The sequence below is a fragment of the Lysobacter sp. genome, from assembly GCF_035655815.1.
GTDB lineage: Bacteria > Pseudomonadota > Gammaproteobacteria > Xanthomonadales > Xanthomonadaceae > Lysobacter_J.
The window spans coordinates 17,741-39,939 of the sequence record NZ_DASRTS010000021.1; the positions used below are offsets into that span (position 1 = coordinate 17,741).

Consider the following 22,199-nt stretch of genomic DNA (forward strand, 5'->3'; position numbering starts at 1 on the left):
AGGCGTGCTGACGCCGGTCACAGCGTCCACCGGTACAGCCAGGTCTCGGTGAGCGGACCGCGCTCATCGCCGAGTACCGCGCGCAGTTCGATGCTGCGCTCGCTGCCCGGTTGCAGTTCGAAGGTCAGGCGCCAGCCGCCGGCGCCCGAGTTCGGGTGGGCGATGACGTTGGACACCTTGCCCTTCGATGCCGACACGTCGGCGCGCACGCGCGCGCCGTCGCCCAGTCCGTCCAGGCGCCCGCCGGCGAAGTCGATCACGATCAGCCGGCCGCGCTCGTCGCGTCCGCCCGTGCCGCCGCCCGCGATGGCGATGCCGCCGATGCGCGTGCGCGTGGTGATCGCCAGTTGCGGTTGCCACGAGTGCGTCTGGCACCAGTGCATGCGGTATTCGAAACGATGCTCGGCGCCCGCGGCGAGCGGCTGCTTGGGCCGCCAGAACGCGACGATGTTGTCGTGGAACTCGTCCGCGGTCGGCAGTTCCAGCAGATGCACCGCGCCGGTGCCCCATTCGCCTTGCGGCTCGATCCACAGGCTCGGGCGGCGCTCGTAATGCGCCTCGCTGTCGCCATAGTCGGAGAACGCGCGCTTGCGCTGCATCAGGCCGAAACCGCGCGGGTTCACGTCCTCGAAACCGCTCTCCTGGATCACCGACGGATTCTGCAGCGGACGCCAGATCTGCTCGCCGCGGCCGTTGACCAGCGCCAGGCCGTCGGAGTCGTGCACCGCGCTGCGATAGTCGTCGATGCCGACGCGGTCGTTGGTGTCGAACTGGAACATGCTGGTGAGCGGTGCGATGCCCACCGCATCCAGCGCCACGCGCGGATATAGACGTGCCGACACGTCGATCAGCGTTTCGGCGCCCGGCGCGATCACGAACCGGTACGCGCCGGCGACGCTGGGGCTGTCCATCAGCGCGTGCACGGTGACGCGGTTGGCTCCGCGCTCCGGGCGCTCCAGCCAGAAGCTGCGGAACACCGGGAACTCTTCCGACGGACCGCCCGTGCCCAGCGCCAGCCCGCGCGCCGACAGGCCGTAAGCCAGTCCCTTGGCGACTGCGCGGAAGTAGCTGGCGCCGAGGAAGGCGACCACCTCGTCGAAATACTCCGGGCGGTTGATTGGCGCATGCAGGCGGAAGCCCGCGAAGCCCAGGTCGTTCTCCCTGGGCGCAGTCGTGCCCTGGAAGGTGAACTGCGAGGGCCGGTATACGATGGGCGTCGCCTTGCCGCCGGCCACCTCGTGCATGTCCACCCGGTCGCGGAAGAAGAAGCCGCGATGGAAGAACTGCGCCTGGAACGGCAGGCCGTCCTTGCGCCACAGGGCCTGCTCGGGATTGAAGCGGATGCCGCGGTACTGGTCGTAGCCGATGCGTTCCAGCGAGGCCGGCAGCTTCTTGTCCTGCGGCTGGTAGGCGCGCGACGCCAGCGCCTTCGCGAGGTTGGGAACCGTTTCCGCATCGAAGGCGGAGGAGCCGCCCGCCGGGGCCCACGCCCGCGCACTTCCGCTTCCCAGCAACGACAACAACGGCCAGGACATACCTGCCAGCAACACTTCCCGTCGATGCACGCAAACTCCTTTGGGCCAGATCGGCAAACGCGACATTCTATGGACGGATTCGTTAACGCGGCCGCGACACCGGCCTCATGACACGCATCCTTCACGGCCGGAGAGCGGAGTAACCGTTTTCAGTCACACGCCCGGCGATCCGCGTCATTCGCGCGTCATGCGCCTGCCATCGACGTTTCACCGCTGTGCATCAGGCTTTCCCAAACACGGGAACCGTGCATGCGCTACGCGATCGTCAGCGAAACCTATCCGCCCGAGATCAACGGCGTCGCCCTCACCGTGCAGGGCCTGGAACAGGGTCTTCGGGCACGCGGCCACGAGGTCGGCCTCATCCGGCCGCGCCAGGATGATGACGGCGCGGGCCAGCCGCACGAGCACCTCGTGCGCGGCGCACCGCTGCCCCGCTACCCGGGACTGAGACTGGGCCTGCCGGCGACCCGCGCTCTGCAGCGGCTGTGGCAACGGGCGCGCCCGGATGCCGTCTACGTGGCGACCGAGGGTCCGCTGGGCTGGTCCGCGCTGCGCGCCGCGCGCCGGCTCGGCATAGCGGTAGCCACCGGCTTCCACACGCGCTTCGACGAATACATGCGCGACTACGGCGTGGGCTTTCTCACCCCGATCGCGCTGGGCTGGATGCGCCGCTTCCACAACGGCGCCGACGCGACGCTGGTGCCGACGCGCGAGCTGATGGAGTTCTTGCAGGCCCAGGGCTTCGACAACGTGGTCCGCCTGCCCCGCGCGGTCGACACGGCCCTTTTCGATCCGCAGCGGCGCGACGCCGCGCTGCGCACGCAGTGGGGCGCGGACGACCAGACGCTGGTGGCGATCTACGTGGGACGCATCGCGGCCGAGAAGAACCTCGACCTGGCAGTGCGCGCATTCCGCGCCCTGCAGCAGGTGCGGCCGCAGGCGCGCTTCGTCTGGGTCGGCGACGGCCCGGCGCGTGCGCGGCTGCAGCAGGAAAACCCCGGCTTCGTCTTCTGCGGCATGCAGCGCGGCGAAGAACTGGCGCGCCATTTCGCCAGTGGCGACCTGTTCGTGTTCCCCAGCCTCAGCGAGACCTTCGGCAACGTCACGCTGGAAGCGCTGTCGAGCGGCGTGCCCACTGTCGCCTTCGATTACGGCGCCGCGCGCGAGTACCTGCGCGACGGCATCCACGGCGCCGCGGTCGCCGCCGGCGACGAAGCGGCGTTCGTCGACGCCTGCGCGCGCATCGCGGGCGACGACCTCAGCCGCAGTGCGATGCGCATGGCGACGCGGCAGGCGGTGGCCGGCCTGCGTCCGGAACAGGTGGCCGCCGATTTCGACGCGCTGCTGCAGCAACTTGTGCGAGCCCGCCGCGGCGAAGCGGCCCTGATCGAATCGAGCACACCCGAACGGGAGGCGTCATGAACCGTCATTCCCTGCAGAAACGACTGATCGCCGGAGACTCCGGCTGGTGCCTGCGCGTCAACCGTTGGGGCGAACGCGGCCGCTCGCGCTCGTACTTCGCGGTGGTGAGCCGCCTGGGCGACGGCGTGTTCTGGTACGTGCTGATGGGCGCGCTGATCGCGCTGGACGGCATGGACGGGCTGGCCGCCTCCGCGCACCTGGCGGCCACCGGCGTGATCGCGCTGACGCTGTACAAGCTGCTCAAGCGCTGGACCCGCCGCCCCCGCCCGTTCGCGTCCGACCAGCGCATCCACGCCTGGGTCGCCCCCCTGGACGAGTTCTCCTTCCCCTCCGGCCACACCCTGCACGCCGTGGCCTTCAGCCTGGTAGCGATGGCGCACTACCCCGTACTGGCCTGGCTGCTGATCCCCTTCACGGCCAGCGTCGCCGCCTCGCGCGTGGTGCTGGGGCTGCACTATCCGAGCGATGTGCTGGCGGCCACGGCGATCGGTACAACGCTTGCCGGGATCTCGCTGTGGATGGTGCCGGGGGTGTCGTTGTTCTGAGGGGGCACACCGGCGGCGTTGAACGCCAGGGCGATGGTCATCCCTCGTCATGAGTGGTATCAGGCCCCTTCGCGCGTTGTCCGTCGACTGCGAGGCGCCGCAGCCAAGACCTCCTTGGCCTTACCCGGCGAAGGATGGTCGGCTCGCGGATGAGCGCGCCTTTTTCGTCATTTTCGGCGAAGGCCGGGATCCACTTAGCTGTTGCTTTTCGCTCGTCATCCCCGCGAAGGCGGGGATCCAAGGACGTTTCACGCTTTGCCGGGTTACGTATGAGAAACAACAGCCAAAGCTTCCGTCCGTCTAAAGCCGGCCGGGTCACTTTTCTTTGCTGACCCAAAGAAAAGTAACCCAAAGAAAGGGTCTTCCCCGACGAAGCAATCCCACGACCGGAAAGGGAGTAGGTGCCTTTCGCGAGTCGGCATCCTGCCTCCGCGCTCAGCAGCGCACGTCCTGTGCGCTGCCCTCCGGGGCTTGGGACGTGGCGGGCTGTTCAAGGGCAGCGGCAGCAAAGACAACAGCGACAGTCATGGCCCGGCTGTCGCTGTTGCGGTTGCTGTCCATGGCTTAAGCGCCTCGACGCCTCGGAAGCCAAAACAGGCCGTCAAGATCGATTTCGGCTTTCGCGGGAATGACGGGCAAACCGCTGGCCACCGTCACTGGGATGGCGAGCGAGAGCAACAGCAAAATGGATCCCGGCTTTCGCCGGGATGACGAGCAAAAGTCAGTGTGAGCGGACTCGCACAGTGAAACCTACGCCGCCCTCACCACCCTCGCCCTCGCCACGCTCGGAAAATACTGCGCCGCCCAATCGCGATCATTGGCCACCTGCGCATGTGCCCGGCTGGCTTCCAGCGCGGCGAAGTCGAGTGTGGCGACGGCCCAGTGCTGGTCGCCGCGGGTCTGCACGATCATGCCGTCATGCGGCAGGCCCACGTCCATCGGCGCGATCAGCGCCGCCTCGCCGGTGTTGACGTCCAGCGCCGGACTCCACGGCGCCTCACCCGCGGTGACCGACTGTGCGACGAAGCAGCGGTTCTCCAGTGCGCGTGCCAGGCAGCCCACGCGCACGCGGGTGGCGCCGGCTTCGGTGTCGGTGCAACTGGGCACGACCAGCAATCGCGCGCCAGCCTCGCACTGGGCACGCACGGGCAACGGGAACTCGCTGTCGTAGCAGACCGACACCGCGCTGCGCACGCCGCCGGTCTCGAACACCTTCAGTTCGTCGCCTGACTCGATCACGCCGGTGCCCTTCTCGAAACCGGTCAGGCGCAGCTTGTCCTGCCAGACGTGGCTGCCGTCGGGCGCGAACACGTAACTGCGGTTGCGGTAGCGGCCGCCCCTGTTGTCGAGCAGGAAGGTACCGGCCACCACGTGCATGCCGCGCTCGCGCGCCAGGCGCGAGAACAGGGCCAGCCATGCGCCGTGGTAACGCTGCGTCGCCGCCAGCGAGGCGTGCAGGTCGCCGCGCACATCGACATCGAACGTCGCTGCCAGCTCCAGCGAAAGATATTCCGGCAGCACCGCCATCTGCGCGCCGAGTGCATGCGCTTCGTCCAGCCAATGCGCCTGCTTGTGCGCGAAGGCCTCGAAATCGGCCGGCGCGTCGATCGGATACTTGGCCGCGGCCACCTTCAATGTGCCGGCGGATTCAATCTGTGAAGTCATCGGGTGCGCTCCAGAGGTCGCAGCCAGAACGTGAGGGTGTGGTCGACATCGCCGCGCTGGCCGACTTCGCGCCACGGCAGGTGCGCGCGCAGTTCGGGCCGCGGACGGTAGCCGCGCTTGTGCCAGAAGGCCTCGTTGCCGCGATGGAAGGCCGGTCGGCGTGGATGGCGATCATCGCGATCGACCGCGCAGAATGCGGTCCACGCGTACTCGCCATAGCTGCGCGCATGCGCTTCGCGCTCGTCGAAGAACCGGTGCCCGATGCCGCGGCCGCGATACTGCGGAAGCAGCACCGATTCGCCGCAGTAGAAGACTTCCTGCGGATCGATCGAGATCCCCGCGAACGGCGCAAGGAACGCCTCGGACTCGTCGGCCAGCGGCAGGCCAGTGGATGCGCCGACCACGCGGCCATCGTCGAAGGCCAGCACCGCGATGCTGCGCGGCGTCTGCAGATACGTCTCCAGGTAACGCGCTTCGTACTCCGCGTCGCCGTCGTACAGGTAGGGCCAGTCGCGGAACACGGCGATGCGCAGCGCGGCCAGGTCGTCGAGCCAGGGTTCGATGGCGGCCCCGGTGAAGCAGCGCACGTCGAGCGGGCGGGTGGTTTCGGCGGAAGGAACGTCCATGACGTACATGGTAGTGGCCCCGGGTCGGATGAGGTCGCGACGTGCGCAAGCGGCCGCCGGATCGCTCCGGCGGCCGCATTCACTCAAGCCAGACGCGCCGCAGGGCGATGACCGGCCAGCTGGTACCAGTCGACCTTGCGCGTCACCACCATGATCACCGCAAGCACCAGGAACAGCAGGCCAGCGCCCAGCACCAGCGCGTTGTCCTCCGACACCAGCAGGCCGTACAGCGCCGCGTACAGCGTGGCGAGCATGCCCGCGAAGCCCAGGCCGCGCCCGACGCTGCGCAGCACCGCGCTCAGGTAGAAGCCCAGCAGGCCGATGCACGCCGCGCTGGCCGCGAGGTACGCGTACAGGAACGGGAAGTGCTCGCTCAGGCTGACGAGCAACAGGAAGAAGATCGCCAGTGCCAGGCCGACCAGGCCGTACTGGATCGGGTGGATCGGCAATTGCTTGATCAGCTCGAAGATGAAGAAGCCGACGAAGGTGAGCAGCACGAACAGCAGGCCGTACTTGGTCGCGCGATCGGCCTGCGTGTAGATGTTGACCGGATCGATCAGCGACACGCCCACCGCGTCGATGCCGGCCATCTGCGCCACGCCGTCGGCCATGCGCGGCAGCGACTCGCCTTCGATGAACTGCTGCTGCGCGTTGCTGGCCACCGACGCGATCTCCCAGTCGGCACGGAAGCCGCGCGCGCCCACGTCGTGCCGCGGCGAGGTGCCGCCGAAACTCGGATGCAGCCAGCTCGATTCCAGATGGAAGCGGTTGCTCTTGCCCAGCGGCACCAGCGCCAGCGACTCGGTGCCGCCGAGCAGCAGGTCGAGTTCGGTGTCGAGGACCAGCGACTGACCGGGCGACGGCGCATCCAGGCGCACATGCAGTCCGGAGCCGTCACGACTGCCCAGGCCTTCCTCCAGCGCCATCTCGCGACCGTTCACCTGCAGCCGGGGCGCCGCACGCAGGCCGCGCACGTCGGCGATGGCATAGGCGAGCCACGGCTGGCCGACGCGCCGGTCGGCGGGTCCGTCGGCCGGGATCTTCGCCTCGAAGCGCGCCTGCGCCCGGCCCTGCCATTCGTACACGCGCACCTCGTGCAGTCCGCGCTTGCGCGTGGAAGGCCGCATCGGCCCGCGCACGTCCAGCGCGGTGGGGAAGAACGTCCAGTAGTGCGTCTTGTCGCGCCAGACCTTGCGCACCACGTTGTGCGCGTCGGTTTCCTCCACTTCCACACGCTCGGTGTACGGCACCACCAGCACCGGCCCCGCGAACGCCTGCGCACCGGCGTAGCTGCGCGAGATGTCGGCCACCGCCTGCGCGCGGTACTGCTGCCGGTCGTGGATGACGCCACGGATCATCAACAGGGGAATCAGGATAGCGACCGTCATTGCAATGACGAAACCGATCTTCAGGAACAACCGCATGGTCCAGCTCCATCTATGGGACTGGACGCAGCATCGGCGCCGTCCGTGCGCGGACGATGGCGGGACGGTGAAGCGAGGGTGAAGTGGCGCGCCCCGAGGCATGGAGTGCTCGCACGAGATGCTGCTGGTTATATGGCCGCAAAGCCGCAACCTTTCCGCTTCCACATACGTCATCCCCGAAGGCGGGGATCCAGGGACTCTTAGCGCTTTCCCTGATGTGATTGCAATCGCGCTTTTAGTCTTGGTCATGACGATGCAGATGAAGAGCTCACGCGGATGCGCGGCACCTGCTGTCCACCGAAGGGAATGACGACCAAAGCGCGGGCGCCATCTGTCCTCAAGGGAAAGCATGAAACGGCTGCCCCAAGGCTCGTCATTCCCGCGAAAGCGGGAATCCAGGGACTTTCTACGCTTTCCCGGATGCAATTGGCAACGACGCTTTAGCGGTTTCTCCCGGCCTTCGGATGAAGCGCACACGTTGACGCACGGAAACCGCTGCTGGTAGACGTGATACGCCTGCGCGATGGATTCCCGCCTTCGCGGGAATGACGGCAGAGAGCCTGACGTTCCGCCTTCCGAAGGTATCCCGATGCCCGTGAACACGCACCACGGTGTCCTTGGAAGGCTCCGGTGCTCGGCTCGCTCAAGTCGCCGGATGAGCAAGTGCAACAGCAGGTTCAACAGCTCAAGCCACGCTGTCGTTAGTCATTGCTGTCTCTTCGCTGTCTCTTTCGCTGTCTCTTTCGCTGCCTCTGTCGATATCTCTGTCGCTGTTGCTGTTGCTGTTGCTGTTGCTGTTGAACAGCCAATCACATCTCTAGACCCGGAGGGCGCCGCACATGGATGTGCGGCGCTGAGCAAGGAGGCATGGATGCCGACTTGCGGGGCACCGACTCCCTTGCCGGCCGTGGGATTGCTGTGTCGGGGAAGACCCTTTCTTTGGGTTACGTTTGACCGAAGGGAATCCAGTCGGACTTTGGGTCAGCAAAGAAAAGTGACCCGGCCGGCTTTAGACGGAAGCTTTGGCTCTTCGGTTCTCACAGGCGACCGGTGAAGCGTGAAAAGTCCATGGATCCCCGCCTTCGCGGGGATGACGAGCAAAGGCAACGGCAAGTGGATTCGCCGGGATGACGAGCTAAATGCGTCGTCACAGAGCACGACGGAAAGCTTGAAAAGTCCCTGGATATTCGGCTGCCGCCGAAGTAAAGCAGAGCTCGCATTCGCGGGAATGACGAGCCGAGAGCAAAACGCGGAGGCGCATCGGCACGCGGCCCGCGGCACGCGCATGCTCCAACACTAGCCGACGCAACCGCGAGCACGCGGGCAGTGACGATCACCCGTAATCAGCCCGCTCCACCCACCACCAGACTCGCCACCGCCCCGCCCCCTTCCCGGTTCTCCAGCGTCGCCTCGCCTCCATGCAGCGTCGCGACCTCTGCGACGAAGCACAGCCCGAGCCCACTGCTGCGGCTACCGTTGTCCGGTCGCGGCAGCGAATAGAAGCGCTCGAATACGCGCCCCACTGCATAGTCGGGAATCCCCGGGCCGCGATCGCTTACCTGCACGCGCTGGCGCTCGCCGTCGCGCTGCACCGTCACTTCGATGCGACTGCCCGCAGGCGCGAAGTCGATGGCGTTCTCGATCAGGTTGACCACCGCCTGGCGCAGCAGGAACGCATCGCCCATCACCGGCGGAAGGTCCTCGCTGTGCACCTCCAGCGTGATACCGGCCTGGGCGAGGCGCGTGGCGCACTGCGCCGCGGCGTCGTCAACCATGTCCGCCAGTTGCAACGGCTCGGGGTTTTCCAGGCGCTGGCGGTGTTCGACAGCGGCCAGCGCCAGCATCTTGTCGATCATCTGCGCCAGGCGTTCGCTCTGCGCGCGGATATTGCCGACGAAGCGCGCCCGGTCGGCGTCGTCCAGCGGGCCCTCCAGCAGTTCCGCGCTGCCGCGGATCGCGGCAAGCGGGCTCTTCATCTCGTGTGTCAGCGTGTGCACGTAATGCTCGACGTACTGCTTGCCTTCCAGGCGAGTGCGCATGGTTTCCAGCGCCTGACCGAGTTCGCCGAACTCGCCGGCCGTCCGCGGCAGGCTGGCGCGCTCGCCCGCGGTCACGGCGTTCGCATACGTGCGCAACGCACCCAACTGGCGCGACAGCCACCACGCGGCGACCAGGCCGATCAGCAGCGACACGCCCAGCAGCACCGCACCCCAGCGCAGCACCACGCGCTGGCTGCGCTCGATGAAGGGCGCGATGGCGCGATTGGGCTTGGCCACGGTGAGCACGCCGATGATGCGGCCCTGCCCGTCGTGGATCGGCGCGGCCACGTGCATCACGGTGGAGTCCGGATCGGCGTACTCGCTGCGCGTCGAGCGCGCACCGTAGCGGCCGCGCAGCGTCAGGTACACGTCGTTCCAGCGTGAGTAATCCTTGCCGACATCGCGCCCGGAGCTGTCGAACACCACGATGCCGCGCGCGTCCGTCACGTAGATGCGGTACTGCGAGGAACGCTTGCCGAAGCCCCAGATCTTCGCGCCGTAGTCGCGCTGCGCCATCGCGCGCACGCTGCGTGCGAACTCCCCCTGGTTGATGCGCCCGTTGACCAGATCGTCGGTCGCCAGCTCGGCCAGCACGTTGGCGGTGTCGACCAGCGTGTCTTCCATCGCCTGCCGCACGCCGGGCTTTACCTGGGCGACGAACACCTGCGCCAGCAGCAGGCCGGCCACCGCGACGATGACGAAATACCCCAGAAAGATGCGCAGGCCAATCTTCATGCGTCGGTTTCCAGCGAATACCCCAGGCCGCGATGCGTACGGATGGGGTCGCGATCCGGCGCCACGTCGCGCAGCTTGGCGCGCAGCGTCTTGATGTGCGTGTCCACGGTGCGGTCGCCGCTCTCGAGGGCATCTCCCCACACGCGGTCCATCAGCTGCGCGCGCGACAGCACGGCGCCGGGGCGTTGCAGCAGCGCGGCGAGCAGGCCGTATTCGTAGCGGGTGAGGTCCAGCGCGCGGCCGCGATAACGGATGCGCCTGCCTTCGGCGTCATGCACGAAGCCGGCGCTTGCATCGGCACCACCCTCGGCGCCCGCGGCGGCATGCTGCAGCCGGCGCAGCACCACCCGCACGCGCGCGACCAGTTCGCGCGGCGAGAACGGCTTGGTCACGTAGTCGTCCGCACCGATCTCCAGGCCGAGGATGCGGTCGGCTTCGGCGTTCTGCGCGGTGAGGAATATCACGGGCAGGTCGCGATGGCGACGCAGTTCGCGGCACAGGGCGAAGCCGCCGATATCGGGAAGGCCGACGTCGAGGATGGCCAGGTCGAAGTCGCGTTGCCGGGCCGTGGACAGCGCGTCGCCGCCGGTCAGGCAGTGCACCGCCTCGAAACCGTCCGCCTGCAGCGCGTGCAGCACGATCTGCGCGATGGCGGTTTCGTCTTCGACCAGGAGGATGCGCATGGGATCGGTGCGGGTTCGACCATCGGGATCGGCAGAGCATACGGGCATGGGCGTAGGATTCCCCATCCCGAGTTCCCGCTGCCCCGACGAATGAACTACCGCCACGTCTTCCATGCCGGCAACCACGCCGACGTGCTCAAGCACCTCGCGCTACTGGCGCTGTGCGATACGCTCACCGCCAAGCCGGCCGCGCTGTTCGCGCTGGATACGCACGCTGGCCGCGGCCTGTATGCGCTGGACAGCAACTCCGCGCAGCGCACCGGCGAGGCGGAGGGCGGTATCGGCCGGCTGATGGCTGAAGCGCCTCGGCATCCGGCTATCACCCGCTACCTCACCGCCGTGCGGGCCTGCCGCAACGAGCACGGCGTGGCCGCCTATCCGGGTTCGCCCTGGCTGCTGGCGCACGCGCTGCGCGAGCAGGACCGCATCGCGGTGTGCGAGCTGCAGGCGGAAGAAGCCGGCGTGCTGGAATCGGTGTTCGCGCGCGATCCACGCGTGGCCGTGCACGAACGCGACGGCTATCCCGCGATGAAGGCGCTGCTGCCGCCACGCATCGGCGAAACCCGCTACAACCGCGGGCTGGTGCTGATCGATCCGCCGTACGAAGCGCAGCTGGACGAATTCGACACCGCGCTGTCCGCGTTGCGCGAGAGCCTGTCGCGCTGGCCGCAGGCAACCTACGTGCTGTGGTACCCGATCAAGTTGCGCCGCTCGCTGCAGCCCTTCTACCGGCGTGCAGCGGCCCTGCCGGCCAAGTCATCGCTGGTCGCCGAGCTGCAGGTACGCGCCGACGATTCACCGCTGCGCATGAACGGCAGCGGCCTGTTGATCCTCAACCCGCCGTGGCAACTGGACCAGACGCTCGCCGGCGCTCTGCCGCTGCTTGCGAAGGTGCTGGGGGAAGGCCCGGGGGCTGCGGGGCGGCTGGAGTGGCTGGTGCGGGCGGCGTAGCCCGCCGCTTCCAACGCGGCGTGTTCTTGAGGCGGATCGAGGTACCGGCGGCTTTCACTGCCGGTCCCGAGGGCTGACGCCACCTGTGCGCACCGACTTCCCGGGCGGCATGACTCGCCTGATGCATGGATCCCCGCCTTCGCGGGGATGACATTAGGACGGTAAGTGACTGGCCGATGCGGGCGAACGGTGCAGGCTCCGCACGCACGTCGCCATTACGCCAGCAGCTTGCGGTCCGGCTCGAAGAAGCTCCACTTCACTTCCGGGAAGCTCTGCTTCAGCGCGCGCTCGACCGCGTTGATCTGGTCGATCAGGCCGATCACGCCGTGCTCCTCGCGCATCTGCGCCTGCACCGACACCAGCACCTCGTTGCCCAGCTGCAGCGTGATCAGGCTGATCACGCGGGCGATTTCCGGGCGCGACTCCAGGAACTCGCGCATCTGCTGCTGTCGCGCCGGGTCGACACTCTGTCCGATCAGCATGGCCTTGACTTCGATGGCCACGAAGACGGCCACGACGATCAGCAGCGCGCCGATCGCGATGGTGCCGATGGCGTCCCACAGGGCGTTGCCGGTGTACACGGCCAGCAGCACTGCGACGAGCGCGAACACCAGGCCCAGCAGCGCGGCCAGGTCCTCGCCGAAGATCACCACCAGTTCGGCCTGGCGGCTCTCGCGGAACCATTGCCACAGGCTGCGGTTGCCGCGGGCCTTGTTGACCTCCTGCAGGCAGGCGCGCATCGAGACCGACTCGGCGATGATGCCGAACACCAGCACGCCGGCCGCCCACCACCATTGCTGCAGCGGCTCGGGGTGCTGCAGTTTGTGGATGCCCTCGTACAGCGAAAACATGCCGCCGACGGTGAACAGCATCACCGCCACCAGGAACGACCAGAAGTAGATGGCCTTTCCGTAACCCAGCGGGTAGTCGGGCGATGGCGGCGCCTTGGCCTGGCGCATGCCCAGCAGGAGCAGCAGCTGGTTGCCGCAGTCGGCCAGCGAGTGGACGGTCTCGGCCAGCATCGCACTGGAGCCGGTGAAGAACGCGGCCACGCCCTTGGCCACCGCGATCGCGAAATTGGCGCCCAGGGCGAAGAAGATCGCGCGGGTCGAATCACCACCACCTGCCATGCGTTCGTCCTTAAAGTTGGTGTTGTGCAAAACGGCGGCGAGTCTACACCGGCACGGCGTCGGCCGATGCGACCGGAATGTGCACGCGCCGTGTGCGCGGCTCAGTCCGCCAACTCGCGCTGGTGTTTTTTCGGCAGCTTCAGGCGCACCAGCTCGTAACTGCGGCGCAGCAAGGCGTGCAGTTCCGCCTTGGGCAGGCGGTCCGGGCGTTCGACCTGGACCCAGTGGGCACGTGCGAGGTACGGCGCCGGGATGAAGCCCGGCCGCTCGGTCAGCTCCAGGAAGCGGTCGTCCTCGACCTTGAAGCTGAGGCTGCCTTGGCCGGGACCGTCGAGGCGGGTCGCGCAGAACATCTTGCCCGCGACCGTGAAGACCAGGTTGTCGCCCCACTTCACCGACGACTCCACGCCGGGCCATTGCGCCACCTGCTCCTGCCATCCCTTCGTGCCCATCGGCGTTGCGTCCCGTGAAGAATGTGAATACGGGCAGTGTGCCAATATCGGTCCATGGCCGCCCGCGAACGACTCCCGCCCTGGCACGAACGGATGCGCCTTCCCAACGGGCGCGAGGTATTGATTCGCCCGATCCGGCCCGAGGACGCCGAGCCGATCCGTGCCAGTTTCCCCCTGCTCGGTCCCGACGAGGTCCGCCAGCGCTTCCTGTTTGCGCTGAGCGAACTCACCCCTGACATGGCCGACCGGCTGACCCGCATCAATCCGAAGACCGAGTTCGCGCTGGTCGCCGCCGAGCCGCTGCCGCCAGGCGAGGCCCTGATCGGTGCGGTGGCGCGCATCGCGGTGGACGACACTGGCCGCAACGCCGAATTCGCCATCCTGGTCAGCCACTACGTGGCGCACATGGGCCTGGGCCGGTACCTGATGACCCGGCTGGTGAAATGGGCGCGCGGCAAGAAGCTGGAATGCGTGTACGGCGACGTGTTCGAACACAACCAGCCGATGCTCGCGTTGGCCGAATCGCTGGGATTCGAACGCCGTGTCCAGGCGGACACGCCCGGCCTGGTGCGGGTGGCGCTGGAACTGAAGAACGGCAAACGCTGAGTGGCCGGAAGCCGGCCGGCCCGACGTTCGTCCAGTTGTTGAGGGGGGCTTTGCGGCAGGCGGCGCCGCGCGTGTCCACGGAAGGACGGCATCTTCCGGAACGCGACCATGAGCATCGACCAAGAGCGCCTCAACCAGTTCCTCGGCCACGCCGTGGGCGACCTGGGCGCGGCGATCAGCGCCACCCTCATGCTGGTGGGAGACCAGCTGGGCCTGTACCGCGCACTGGCGCGCAAACCGATGGGCGCCGCGGAACTCGCCCGGCAGACCGGCACGCACGAACGATACGTGCGCGAGTGGCTGGGCAACCAGGCCGCCGGCGGTTACGTGCAGTACGACCCCGGCACCGACACCTATTCGCTGAGCGAGGAACAGGCGCTGTGCCTGGCCGACCCCGGCGGCCCGGTCGACCTTCCCGGCGCGTACGCGATCGTCGAGGCCACCTTCCACGCGCTGGAGCGGACCAAGGAGAACTTCCGCACGGGCCGCGGCATGGAATGGGGCGAGCACCACGCCTGTCTGTTCCACGGCACCGAGCGTTTCTTCCGCGCCGGCTACAACGCGCACCTCATCACCGAATGGCTGCCGGCGCTGGATGGCGTTCTGGAAAAACTGCGCGCGGGCGGCAAGGTCGCCGACGTGGGCTGCGGCCACGGCGCCAGCACCACGCTGATGGCCAAGGCGTTTCCCAAGTCGACATTCATCGGCTACGACTACCACGAGGCCTCGATCGAGACCGCGCGCGAACGCGCGCAGCAGGCCGGCGTGGACAACGTGTACTTCGAGGCCGCGGACGCCACCGGTTACAGCGGCCACCACTTCGACCTGATCTGCTTCTTCGACTGCCTGCACGACATGGGCGACCCGGTCGGCGCCGCGCGCCATGCGCGACAGGCGCTGAAACCCGACGGCACCTGCATGCTGGTGGAGCCGTTTGCCGGCGATCGCGTGGAGGACAACCTCAACCCGGTCGGACGCGTGTACTACGGCGCGTCGTCGCAGATCTGCGTGCCGGTGTCGCTGGCGCGCAACGGGCCGGCGCTCGGTGCGCAGGCAGGCGAGGCGCGGCTGCGCTCGGTGATGGAAGAAGCCGGGTTCAGCCGGTTCCGCCGCGCCACGCAGACGCCGTTCAACCTGGTGTTCGAAGCCCGGCCCTGAGCCGAGGAGGCGCACATGCCCCGCTATGTGATCGAACGCGAGATCCCGGGCGCGGGTCGATTGTCCCCGCAGGAACTGCGCGCCATCTCGCAGAAGTCATGCACGGTGCTGGACGAACTGGGTCCGCAGATCCAGTGGCAGCACAGCTATGTCACTGGCGACAAGGTCTATTGCGTGTACATCGCGCCGAACGAGGCGATGATCCGCGAGCACGCGCAACGCGGCGGTTTTCCGGCCGATCGCGTCAGCGAGGTGAGCGCAGTGATCGACCCGGTCAGCGCCGAGTAGCGAGGGGGCAAGCGCGGCGCGGGCGTGATGCCCGCGCCGCGCATCTTCCGGCGTCAGAGCACCGTCAGGGTGACGTCGATGTTGCCGCGGGTAGCGTTGGAGTAGGGACAGACCTGATGCGCCTTGTGCACCAGGGCTTCGGCCTGTTCGCGCGGCACTCCGGGCAGCGAGATCTTCAGCTCGACCTGGATTCCGAAGCCGGCGGGGATCGGACCGATGCCCACGCTGCCGTCGATGCGTGCGTCCGCAGGCAGGGCGACCTTCTCCTTGCCGGCGACGAACTTCAGCGCGCCGAGGAAACAGGCCGAGTAGCCGGCCGCGAACAGCTGCTCCGGGTTGGTGCCTTCGCCGCCGGCACCGCCGAGTTCGCGCGGCGTGGTGAGGCGGACGTCGAGGACGTTGTCGGACGAGACGGCACGGCCGTCGCGGCCACCGGTGGCGCTGGCGTGGGCGGTGTAGAGAACCTGATCGAGGGACATTGGCAGAACTCCTGTTGGGGGTTGGGGATTGAGTGGAACTTCCGACTGCTTCGTTACAAGCTTGCTATTAAATAGCGCGCTATTTATTTGTCGCGATTGAGGGGACTGGGTGATGCAGGCGATGCTCAGGCGTTGCGGCCCAGGCTTTCGCGCAGCGATTCCAGTTGCTGCTTCAGCGAGGCCAGTTCGTCCGGCGTGCATTCGGCCGCGCAGAACAGCTCGGACGGGATCGCGCGCGCCTTGGCCTTGAGCGCACGCCCTTCCGCGGTGAGTTCCACGACTACCTGCCGCTCGTCCTGGCTGGCGCGGGTCCGCGTCAGCAGGCCTGAGGCTTCCAGCCGCTTCAGCAGGGGCGTCAGCGTGGCCGAGTCGAGGAACAGCCGCTCGCCGATTTCCGACACGGTGAGGCCATCGTTTTCCCACAGCACCAGCATGGCCAGGTACTGCGGGTAGGTCAGCCCCAGCGGCGCCAGCAGGCGGCGGTACACCTTGTTGAGCGCCAGCCCGGTCGAATACAGCGCGAAACACAGCTGCTCGTCGAGCTGCAGCAGGCTCCGGGCCTTGGTGGACTTGCTCTTCATGGGACGGCAATTTACATAGCGCGCTATCTAATTGCAAGCGATGTTTGGCGCTGCCAGCGCAACGCTGCGATCTGCGACCGCGCGTTCATGGCCATCCCGTAAAATGCACGCCTCTTGCGCTGGGGGCCCCCGATGGCCGCCGGCGCTGCCTTCGTTTTGAGCGTGGCCCGGCCGCGCGATACATCTGGGTCTGTCGAATGCCGAAGTCCGCCTTCTCCACGCCTCCCCTGCCCCGCGCCGGCCAGCAGCGCGCCTGGTGGCGCGCGCCAGCATCGCCGTCGGCGCTGGCTTTCCATATCGCACAGGCCGCGAACGCGCACGACGCGCCGCTGCTGGTCGTGGCCCGCGATAACCACGGCGCCCACCAGCTGGAATCCGACCTGCATACGTTGCTGGGCGCGGACTCGTTGCCGGTGGTCGCGTTCCCGGACTGGGAGACCCTGCCCTACGACGTCTTCAGTCCGCACCCGGACATCGTCAGTCAGCGCCTGGCCGCGCTGCACCGGCTGCCCACGCTCAAGCGCGGCATCGTGATCGTGCCGGTGCAGACGCTGCTGCAGCGACTGGCACCGCTGAAGCACGTCGTCGGCGGCAGCTTCGACGTGAAGGTCGGCCAGCGGCTGGACCTGGACGCGGAAAAACGCCGACTGGAGTCGGCCGGTTACCGCCACGTACCGCAGGTGCTGGATCCGGGCGACTTCGCCGTGCGCGGCGGCCTGCTCGACGTATACCCGATGGGCGCCGACCAGCCGTTCCGCGTGGAGCTGCTGGACGACGAGATCGAGACCATTCGCGCGTTCGATCCGGAATCGCAGCGCTCGCTCGAACGGATCGACGCGGTGCACCTGCTGCCGGGCCGCGAGGTGCCGCTGGACGATGCTTCGCTCAAGCGCGCACTCGATGCGCTGCGCGAACGCTTCGACCTGGACACGCGACGCAGCGCCCTCTATCAGGACCTGAAGGCCGGCCACGCACCGCCGGGCATCGAGTACTACCTGCCGCTGTTCTTCGACAGCACCGCGACGCTGTTCGACTATCTGTCGAAGGACGCGCTGCCGGTGATCGCCGATGGCGCAATGGAAGCCGCCGACCAGTTCTGGGCCCACACCGGCGAGCGCTACGAACAGCGGCGCCACGACATCGAACGCCCGCTGCTGCCGCCCGAAACGCTGTACCTGTCGCCGGACGCGCTGCGCGAGCGCCTCAACCAGGGGTTTCGCGTCGAGGTCTGTGGCGAAGGGCATGCACAGCGCGAGCGCGCCACAACACTGGGCGACCAGCCCGCACCCGCGTTGCCCATCGCGGCGCGCGACCAGGCCCCCGGCGATGCGCTGAAGGCGTTCCTGCGCAGCTATCCGGGACGGGTGCTGGTCGCCGCCGATTCGCCGGGCCGGCGCGAGGCATTGCTCGAACTGCTGCAGGCTGCGGAACTGCGCCCCGTGGTGCTGGCGCAGTGGCCGGCGTTCGCCGCCTCCGACGAGAAGTTCGCCATCGCGGTGGCACCGCTGGAGGACGGTTTCGCGATCACCGAGCCGGCACTGGCCGTGCTCACCGAACGCCAGCTGTTCCCCGAGCGCGCCAGCCAGCCGCGTCGCCGCCGCCGGGTCGGGCGCGAGCCAGAGGCCATCATCAAGGATCTAGGCGAACTGACCGAAGGCGCGCCCATCGTCCACGAAGACCACGGTGTCGGCCGTTATCGCGGGCTGGTCACGCTGGAAGCCGGCGGCATGCCGGCCGAATACCTGGAGATCGAGTACGCCAAGGGCGACCGCCTGTACGTTCCGGTCGCGCAGCTGCACCTGATCAACCGCTATTCGGGCGCCAGCGAAGAAACCGCGCCGCTGCATTCGCTCGGCGGCGAGCAGTGGACCAAGGCTAAGCGCAAGGCGGCCGAAAAAGTCCGCGACGTGGCGGCCGAGCTGCTGGAGATCCAGGCCAAGCGGCAGGCGCGCGCGGGGCTTGCGATCGACCTGGACCGCGCGGCGTACGAACCGTTCGCCGCGGCGTTCCCGTTCGAGGAAACGCCCGACCAGCACTCCGCCATCGAAGCGGTCATCCGCGACCTGGCCTCCAGCCAGCCGATGGACCGCGTGGTGTGCGGCGACGTCGGCTTCGGCAAGACCGAGGTCGCCGTGCGCGCGGCATTCGTCACCGCCATGGGTGGCAAGCAGGTGGCGGTGCTGGTGCCGACCACGCTGCTGGCCGAGCAGCATTACCGCAATTTCCGCGACCGCTTCGCCGACTGGCCGATCCGCGTGGAAGTGCTGTCGCGCTTCAAGACCAAGAAGGAGATCGAGGTTGAGCTGGCCAAGGTGTCCGAAGGCAAGATCGACGTGATCGTCGGCACGCATCGGCTGCTGCAGCCCGACGTGCGCTTCAAGGATCTGGGCGCGGTGATCGTGGACGAGGAGCAACGCTTCGGCGTGCGCCAGAAGGAAGCACTGAAGGCGCTGCGTGCCAACGTGCACCTGCTGACGCTGACCGCCACGCCGATTCCGCGCACTCTCAACATGGCGATGGCGGGACTGCGCGACCTGTCGATCATCGCCACCCCGCCCGCGCATCGCCTGGCCGTGCAGACCTTCGTGGTGCCGTGGGACGACATGCAACTGCGCGAGGCCTTCCAGCGCGAGCTTTCGCGCGGCGGCCAGGTGTACTTCCTGCACAACGACGTGGAGAGCATCGGCCGCATGCAGCGCCAGCTCGAGGAACTCGTGCCCGAGGCGCGCATCGGCGTGGCGCATGGGCAGATGCCCGAGCGCGAACTCGAACGAGTGATGCTCGACTTCCACAAGCAGCGGTTCAACGTGCTGCTGTCGACCACGATCATCGAGTCGGGCATCGACATCCCCAACGCCAACACCATCATCATCCACCGCGCCGACCGCTTCGGCCTGGCGCAGCTGCACCAGCTGCGCGGCCGCGTCGGCCGTTCGCACCATCGCGCGTACGCGTACCTCGTCGTGCCGGACCGCAAGGCGATGACCGACGATGCGCGCAAGCGCCTGGACGCGATCGCGGCGATGGACGAGCTCGGTGCCGGTTTCACCCTGGCCACGCACGACCTTGAAATCCGTGGCGCCGGCGAACTGCTGGGCGAGGAGCAGAGCGGCCAGATGGCGGAAGTCGGTTTCAGCCTGTACACCGAGTTGCTGGAACGCGCGGTGCGTTCGATCAAGCGCGGCGAGCTCCCCGACGTCGACGGCCACGCCGCGCGCGGCGCCGAGGTGGAGCTGCACGTGCCCTCGCTGATCCCGGAGGACTACCTGCCCGACGTGCACACGCGCCTGACGCTGTACAAGCGCATCAGCGGCGCGCGCGACGTGGAGGAACTGCGCGAACTACAGGTGGAGATGATCGACCGCTTCGGCCTGCTGCCGGATCCCGCCAAGCATCTGTTTGCGGTGGCGGAACTGAAGCAGCGCGCGACGGAGCTGGGCATCCGCAAGCTCGACCTTGGCGAAAAGGGCGGGCGCGTGCAGTTCATCGAAAAGCCCAACGTGGACCCGATGGCGATCATCCGGCTCATCCAGGGCCAGCCGAAGCTGTACCGCATGGACGGCCCCGACAAGCTGCGCATGACGCTGGACCTGCCCGATGCGTCGTCGCGCATCCTCGCCGCACGCGGCATCCTCACGGCACTTCAGCCCGCGGCGTGAGCTCGGCTAAGGTGGGCGGCATGAACAAGCCGCTCGCCTTCCTGCTTCCCTTTCTGCTGCTGGGCTGCGCGTCCTCGCCGGCGCCTCACGCTGCGGCGCCCGAGGCCACTCGTGTCCAAGCTGATGGCGCCATGACCTTCATCCTGGTGCGGCACGCGGAGAAGGTGGCGGACGGCTCGGACGACCCGCCGCTGACCGAAGCGGGCCGTATGCGTGCGCAGGCGCTGGCAACGCGGCTGTCCACTTCGCCAATCACCGCCGTGTACACGACGCCGTTCAAGCGCACCCGGCAGACGGCGACGCCGACGGCACAGGAACACGGCCTGCCGCTGATCACCTACGACGCGAAACAGCCCGCCGACGACTTCGGCACGCAACTGCAATCCCGGCACGGTGGCCAGACCGTGCTGGTGGTCGGCCACAGCAACACCATCCCCGGCATCGCCGCGGCACTGTGCCGCTGCGAGGTCGCGCCGATGAGCGAGGCCGAGTACGACCGCTTTACCACGGTGCACATCGCGGCCGATGGAAGCGCTGCGCTGCAGGAAGCGAAGCAACACTGACGAGTGCGGGTAGGGCTGCCGCTACAGCTGCGACTCCACCGGCAGCCACGACACCACTTTCGCCATCGCGCGCCGGCTCCAGCTGGCAGCCGGTTCATGCGTCCACACGCGTGGCGGTTTCGCCGAACCGTCCTCCCAGCGCAGCTTGCCGTTCTCCAGCCACAGCCGGTAGCTGCTGTCCTCGCCGACCTTCCACGCATAGATGCGCATCAGCTCGTCGGTGAGCTGCGGATCGGTGAAGAGGATGCCCATCTCGGTATTGAGATTGATCGATCGCGGGTCGAAGTTCACCGAGCCGACGAAGCCGACGTCGCCGTCCACCATGAACGCCTTGGTGTGCAGGCTCGCTTCGCTGGACGAGGAACCCAGCAGGCCGCTGCCGCCCTTGCCTCCGCGCGGCCCGCGCGACATCAGTTCGTACAGTTCCACACCGCCCTCCAGCAGCGGCACCCGGTAGGGCGCGTAACCGCCATGCACAGCCGCGACATCCGTGGCCGCCAGCGAGTTGGTGAGCACGCTCACGTGCACGCCACGGTCGCGCAGCCGCAGCAGTGCGGCCACGCCGGCATCGCCCGGGACGAAATACGGCGAGCTGATGAACAGCTCGCGCTTGGCCTGCGTGGTCGCGGGCAGCAGCGCATCGATCAGCCAGTCGCGCCGGGGCGCGCCTTCGGCTTTCTCGGGCGGATCGGAGTACACGTGTGCGTCGGGCGTCCAGCGCAGCGCCCGGCTGCCGCGCAACAGCGCCTGCACCGAAGGCGAGCGCGCCAGTTGTTCGCCGTAGGGCTCGGCATCTTCCGAGCGGTACTCCAGCGCGCCGACGCGACGCAGCCGTTGCAGCGACAGTTCGTCGCTCTCCACCAGTTCCGACAGTGGAATCGCGGAGCGGCTGTTCCAGAATGCGTCGAAGATGCGCGCGGTTTCCTGCACTGGCGGCCCGACCACCGCCAGGTCGGCATCCAGGAAGTTCGACGCCTGCGCCGCACCGAAGTACTCGTCGCCGATGTTGCGCCCACCCACCACCGCCACGCGGCCGTCGGCAATCCAGGCCTTGTTGTGCATGCGCCGGTTCAGGCTGAATCCGCGCAGCAGCAGTTCGATGCCGCGCAGGAAATACGACTCGCGGCTGAGCGAGGGATTGAACATGCGCACTTCGATGTTCGGGTGCCGATCCAGCGCGGCCAGCACCGAGTCCTTGGCGTGCGAGTTCAGGTCGTCCAGCAGCAGGCGCACGCGCACGCCGCGATCGGCCGCGCGCAGCACCTCGTGCACGATGAGGTTGCCGGTGAGGTCGGGCTTCCAGATGTAGTACTGCAGGTCCAGGCTGCGCCCGGCGGTACGCGCGGTTACCGCGCGGATGGTGAAGGCATCGAGGTTGTCGGCGATCAGCGACAGTCCCGCGTGTCCCGGCCGCGCCTGGGTCAGCGGGGCGATCGCCCGGTCGAGCGGCGTCTCGATGCGATCGGCCGGAATCGACAAGGTGGTTGGGCCGCGGGCGCGCTCGGCGAAGCGGCCGTAGCTGTAAACAGAGAGCAGCGACGCTGCCAGCAGGACCAGCAGTGCGGAGGCCACCCAACGCAGTTTTCTGGTCATGTCGATCCGGCGTGGGACGTCGTCCGATTCTAGCCACGCGATGCGCAACGGCCGTTCACGCGCGC

At 67.8% G+C, this 22,199-nt stretch carries 19 protein-coding genes; 8 read left to right on the forward strand and 11 right to left on the reverse strand.

The annotated features are described in order from the left end of the window. Positions 1–17 precede the first annotated feature (17 nt). Positions 18–1,565 carry a glucan biosynthesis protein G gene (locus VFE83_RS05060; RefSeq protein ID WP_324903796.1) on the reverse strand — a complete coding sequence of 516 codons (1,548 nt, stop codon included), beginning with the start codon at positions 1,563–1,565 and terminating at the stop codon, positions 18–20. A gap of 219 nt (positions 1,566–1,784) precedes the next feature. Here VFE83_RS05060 and VFE83_RS05065 point away from each other — a divergent pair, with 219 nt between their 5' ends. Both VFE83_RS05065 and VFE83_RS05070 read left to right on the forward strand, forming a co-directional pair. Then, positions 1,785–2,957: a glycosyltransferase family 1 protein gene (locus VFE83_RS05065; protein ID WP_324903797.1), complete on the forward strand. Its 1,173-nt coding sequence runs from the start codon at positions 1,785–1,787 to the stop codon at positions 2,955–2,957. Then, positions 2,954–3,502, forward strand: coding sequence for a phosphatase PAP2 family protein (locus tag VFE83_RS05070; RefSeq protein ID WP_324903798.1), 549 nt, complete (start codon positions 2,954–2,956; stop codon positions 3,500–3,502). The genes VFE83_RS05065 and VFE83_RS05070 overlap by 4 nt, the downstream gene beginning before the upstream one ends. A 750-nt stretch (positions 3,503–4,252) precedes the next feature. On the opposite strand, the gene VFE83_RS05075 is transcribed toward VFE83_RS05070, so the two are convergent. From VFE83_RS05075 to creB, 5 genes are all read right to left on the reverse strand, one after another. Continuing rightward, positions 4,253–5,137 (reverse strand): carbon-nitrogen hydrolase family protein, encoded by an 885-nt coding sequence (locus VFE83_RS05075; RefSeq protein WP_324903873.1) that lies wholly within the window; start codon positions 5,135–5,137, stop codon positions 4,253–4,255. Between the two features lie 26 nt (positions 5,138–5,163). After that, positions 5,164–5,793 carry a GNAT family N-acetyltransferase gene (locus VFE83_RS05080; RefSeq protein WP_324903799.1) on the reverse strand — a complete coding sequence of 210 codons (630 nt, stop codon included), beginning with the start codon at positions 5,791–5,793 and terminating at the stop codon, positions 5,164–5,166. A gap of 83 nt (positions 5,794–5,876) precedes the next feature. Continuing rightward, positions 5,877–7,217: a cell envelope integrity protein CreD gene (creD, locus tag VFE83_RS05085; protein WP_324903800.1), complete on the reverse strand. Its 1,341-nt coding sequence runs from the start codon at positions 7,215–7,217 to the stop codon at positions 5,877–5,879. 1,343 nt (positions 7,218–8,560) lie between these two features. After that, positions 8,561–9,991, reverse strand: a complete 1,431-nt coding sequence (gene creC, locus VFE83_RS05090; protein WP_324903801.1) for a two-component system sensor histidine kinase CreC — start codon at positions 9,989–9,991, stop codon at positions 8,561–8,563. Beyond that, entirely contained in the window at positions 9,988–10,674 is a 687-nt protein-coding gene (creB, locus tag VFE83_RS05095) for a two-component system response regulator CreB (protein WP_324903802.1), read from the reverse strand. The genes creC and creB overlap by 4 nt, the downstream gene beginning before the upstream one ends. Positions 10,675–10,764: 90 nt before the next feature. On the opposite strand from creB, the gene VFE83_RS05100 reads away from it, so the two are divergent. Then, a complete protein-coding gene (locus VFE83_RS05100; RefSeq protein WP_324903803.1) occupies positions 10,765–11,625 on the forward strand; it encodes a 23S rRNA (adenine(2030)-N(6))-methyltransferase RlmJ in 861 nt (286 codons plus the stop codon). Between the two features lie 215 nt (positions 11,626–11,840). Here VFE83_RS05100 and VFE83_RS05105 read toward each other — a convergent pair whose 3' ends face one another. Together VFE83_RS05105 and VFE83_RS05110 are read right to left on the reverse strand one after the other, a co-directional pair. Beyond that, positions 11,841–12,755, reverse strand: a complete 915-nt coding sequence (locus VFE83_RS05105) for a cation diffusion facilitator family transporter (RefSeq protein WP_324903804.1) — start codon at positions 12,753–12,755, stop codon at positions 11,841–11,843. A 101-nt stretch (positions 12,756–12,856) separates the two neighbouring features. After that, on the reverse strand, positions 12,857–13,207 hold the full coding sequence (locus tag VFE83_RS05110) for an MmcQ/YjbR family DNA-binding protein (RefSeq protein ID WP_324903805.1): 351 nt from the start codon (positions 13,205–13,207) through the stop codon (positions 12,857–12,859). Between the two features lie 54 nt (positions 13,208–13,261). Here VFE83_RS05110 and VFE83_RS05115 point away from each other — a divergent pair, with 54 nt between their 5' ends. From VFE83_RS05115 to VFE83_RS05125, 3 genes are all read left to right on the forward strand, one after another. After that, positions 13,262–13,813 carry a GNAT family N-acetyltransferase gene (locus VFE83_RS05115; protein WP_324903806.1) on the forward strand — a complete coding sequence of 184 codons (552 nt, stop codon included), beginning with the start codon at positions 13,262–13,264 and terminating at the stop codon, positions 13,811–13,813. 108 nt (positions 13,814–13,921) lie between these two features. After that, positions 13,922–14,971 (forward strand): class I SAM-dependent methyltransferase, encoded by a 1,050-nt coding sequence (locus VFE83_RS05120; protein WP_324903807.1) that lies wholly within the window; start codon positions 13,922–13,924, stop codon positions 14,969–14,971. Between the two features lie 15 nt (positions 14,972–14,986). Then, the gene (locus VFE83_RS05125) at positions 14,987–15,259 is read left to right on the forward strand and encodes a DUF4242 domain-containing protein (RefSeq protein ID WP_324903808.1); all 273 of its coding nucleotides are present in this window, start codon (positions 14,987–14,989) and stop codon (positions 15,257–15,259) included. A gap of 53 nt (positions 15,260–15,312) precedes the next feature. Here the strand turns inward: VFE83_RS05125 and VFE83_RS05130 are convergent, their stop codons facing one another. Together VFE83_RS05130 and VFE83_RS05135 are read right to left on the reverse strand one after the other, a co-directional pair. Continuing rightward, positions 15,313–15,738, reverse strand: a complete 426-nt coding sequence (locus tag VFE83_RS05130) for an organic hydroperoxide resistance protein (protein WP_324903809.1) — start codon at positions 15,736–15,738, stop codon at positions 15,313–15,315. 125 nt (positions 15,739–15,863) lie between these two features. Further along, on the reverse strand, positions 15,864–16,319 hold the full coding sequence (locus VFE83_RS05135; RefSeq protein ID WP_324903810.1) for a MarR family transcriptional regulator: 456 nt from the start codon (positions 16,317–16,319) through the stop codon (positions 15,864–15,866). A 197-nt stretch (positions 16,320–16,516) separates the two neighbouring features. On the opposite strand from VFE83_RS05135, the gene mfd reads away from it, so the two are divergent. Then, on the forward strand, positions 16,517–19,978 hold the full coding sequence (gene mfd, locus VFE83_RS05140) for a transcription-repair coupling factor (RefSeq protein ID WP_324903811.1): 3,462 nt from the start codon (positions 16,517–16,519) through the stop codon (positions 19,976–19,978). 20 nt (positions 19,979–19,998) lie between these two features. Beyond that, complete coding sequence (locus VFE83_RS05145; protein WP_324903812.1) at positions 19,999–20,541, forward strand: phosphoglycerate mutase family protein; 543 nt, start codon at positions 19,999–20,001, stop codon at positions 20,539–20,541. Between the two features lie 21 nt (positions 20,542–20,562). On the opposite strand, the gene VFE83_RS05150 is transcribed toward VFE83_RS05145, so the two are convergent. Then, positions 20,563–22,134, reverse strand: coding sequence for a phospholipase D family protein (locus VFE83_RS05150; protein WP_324903813.1), 1,572 nt, complete (start codon positions 22,132–22,134; stop codon positions 20,563–20,565). Between the last annotated feature and the right edge of the window lie 65 nt (positions 22,135–22,199).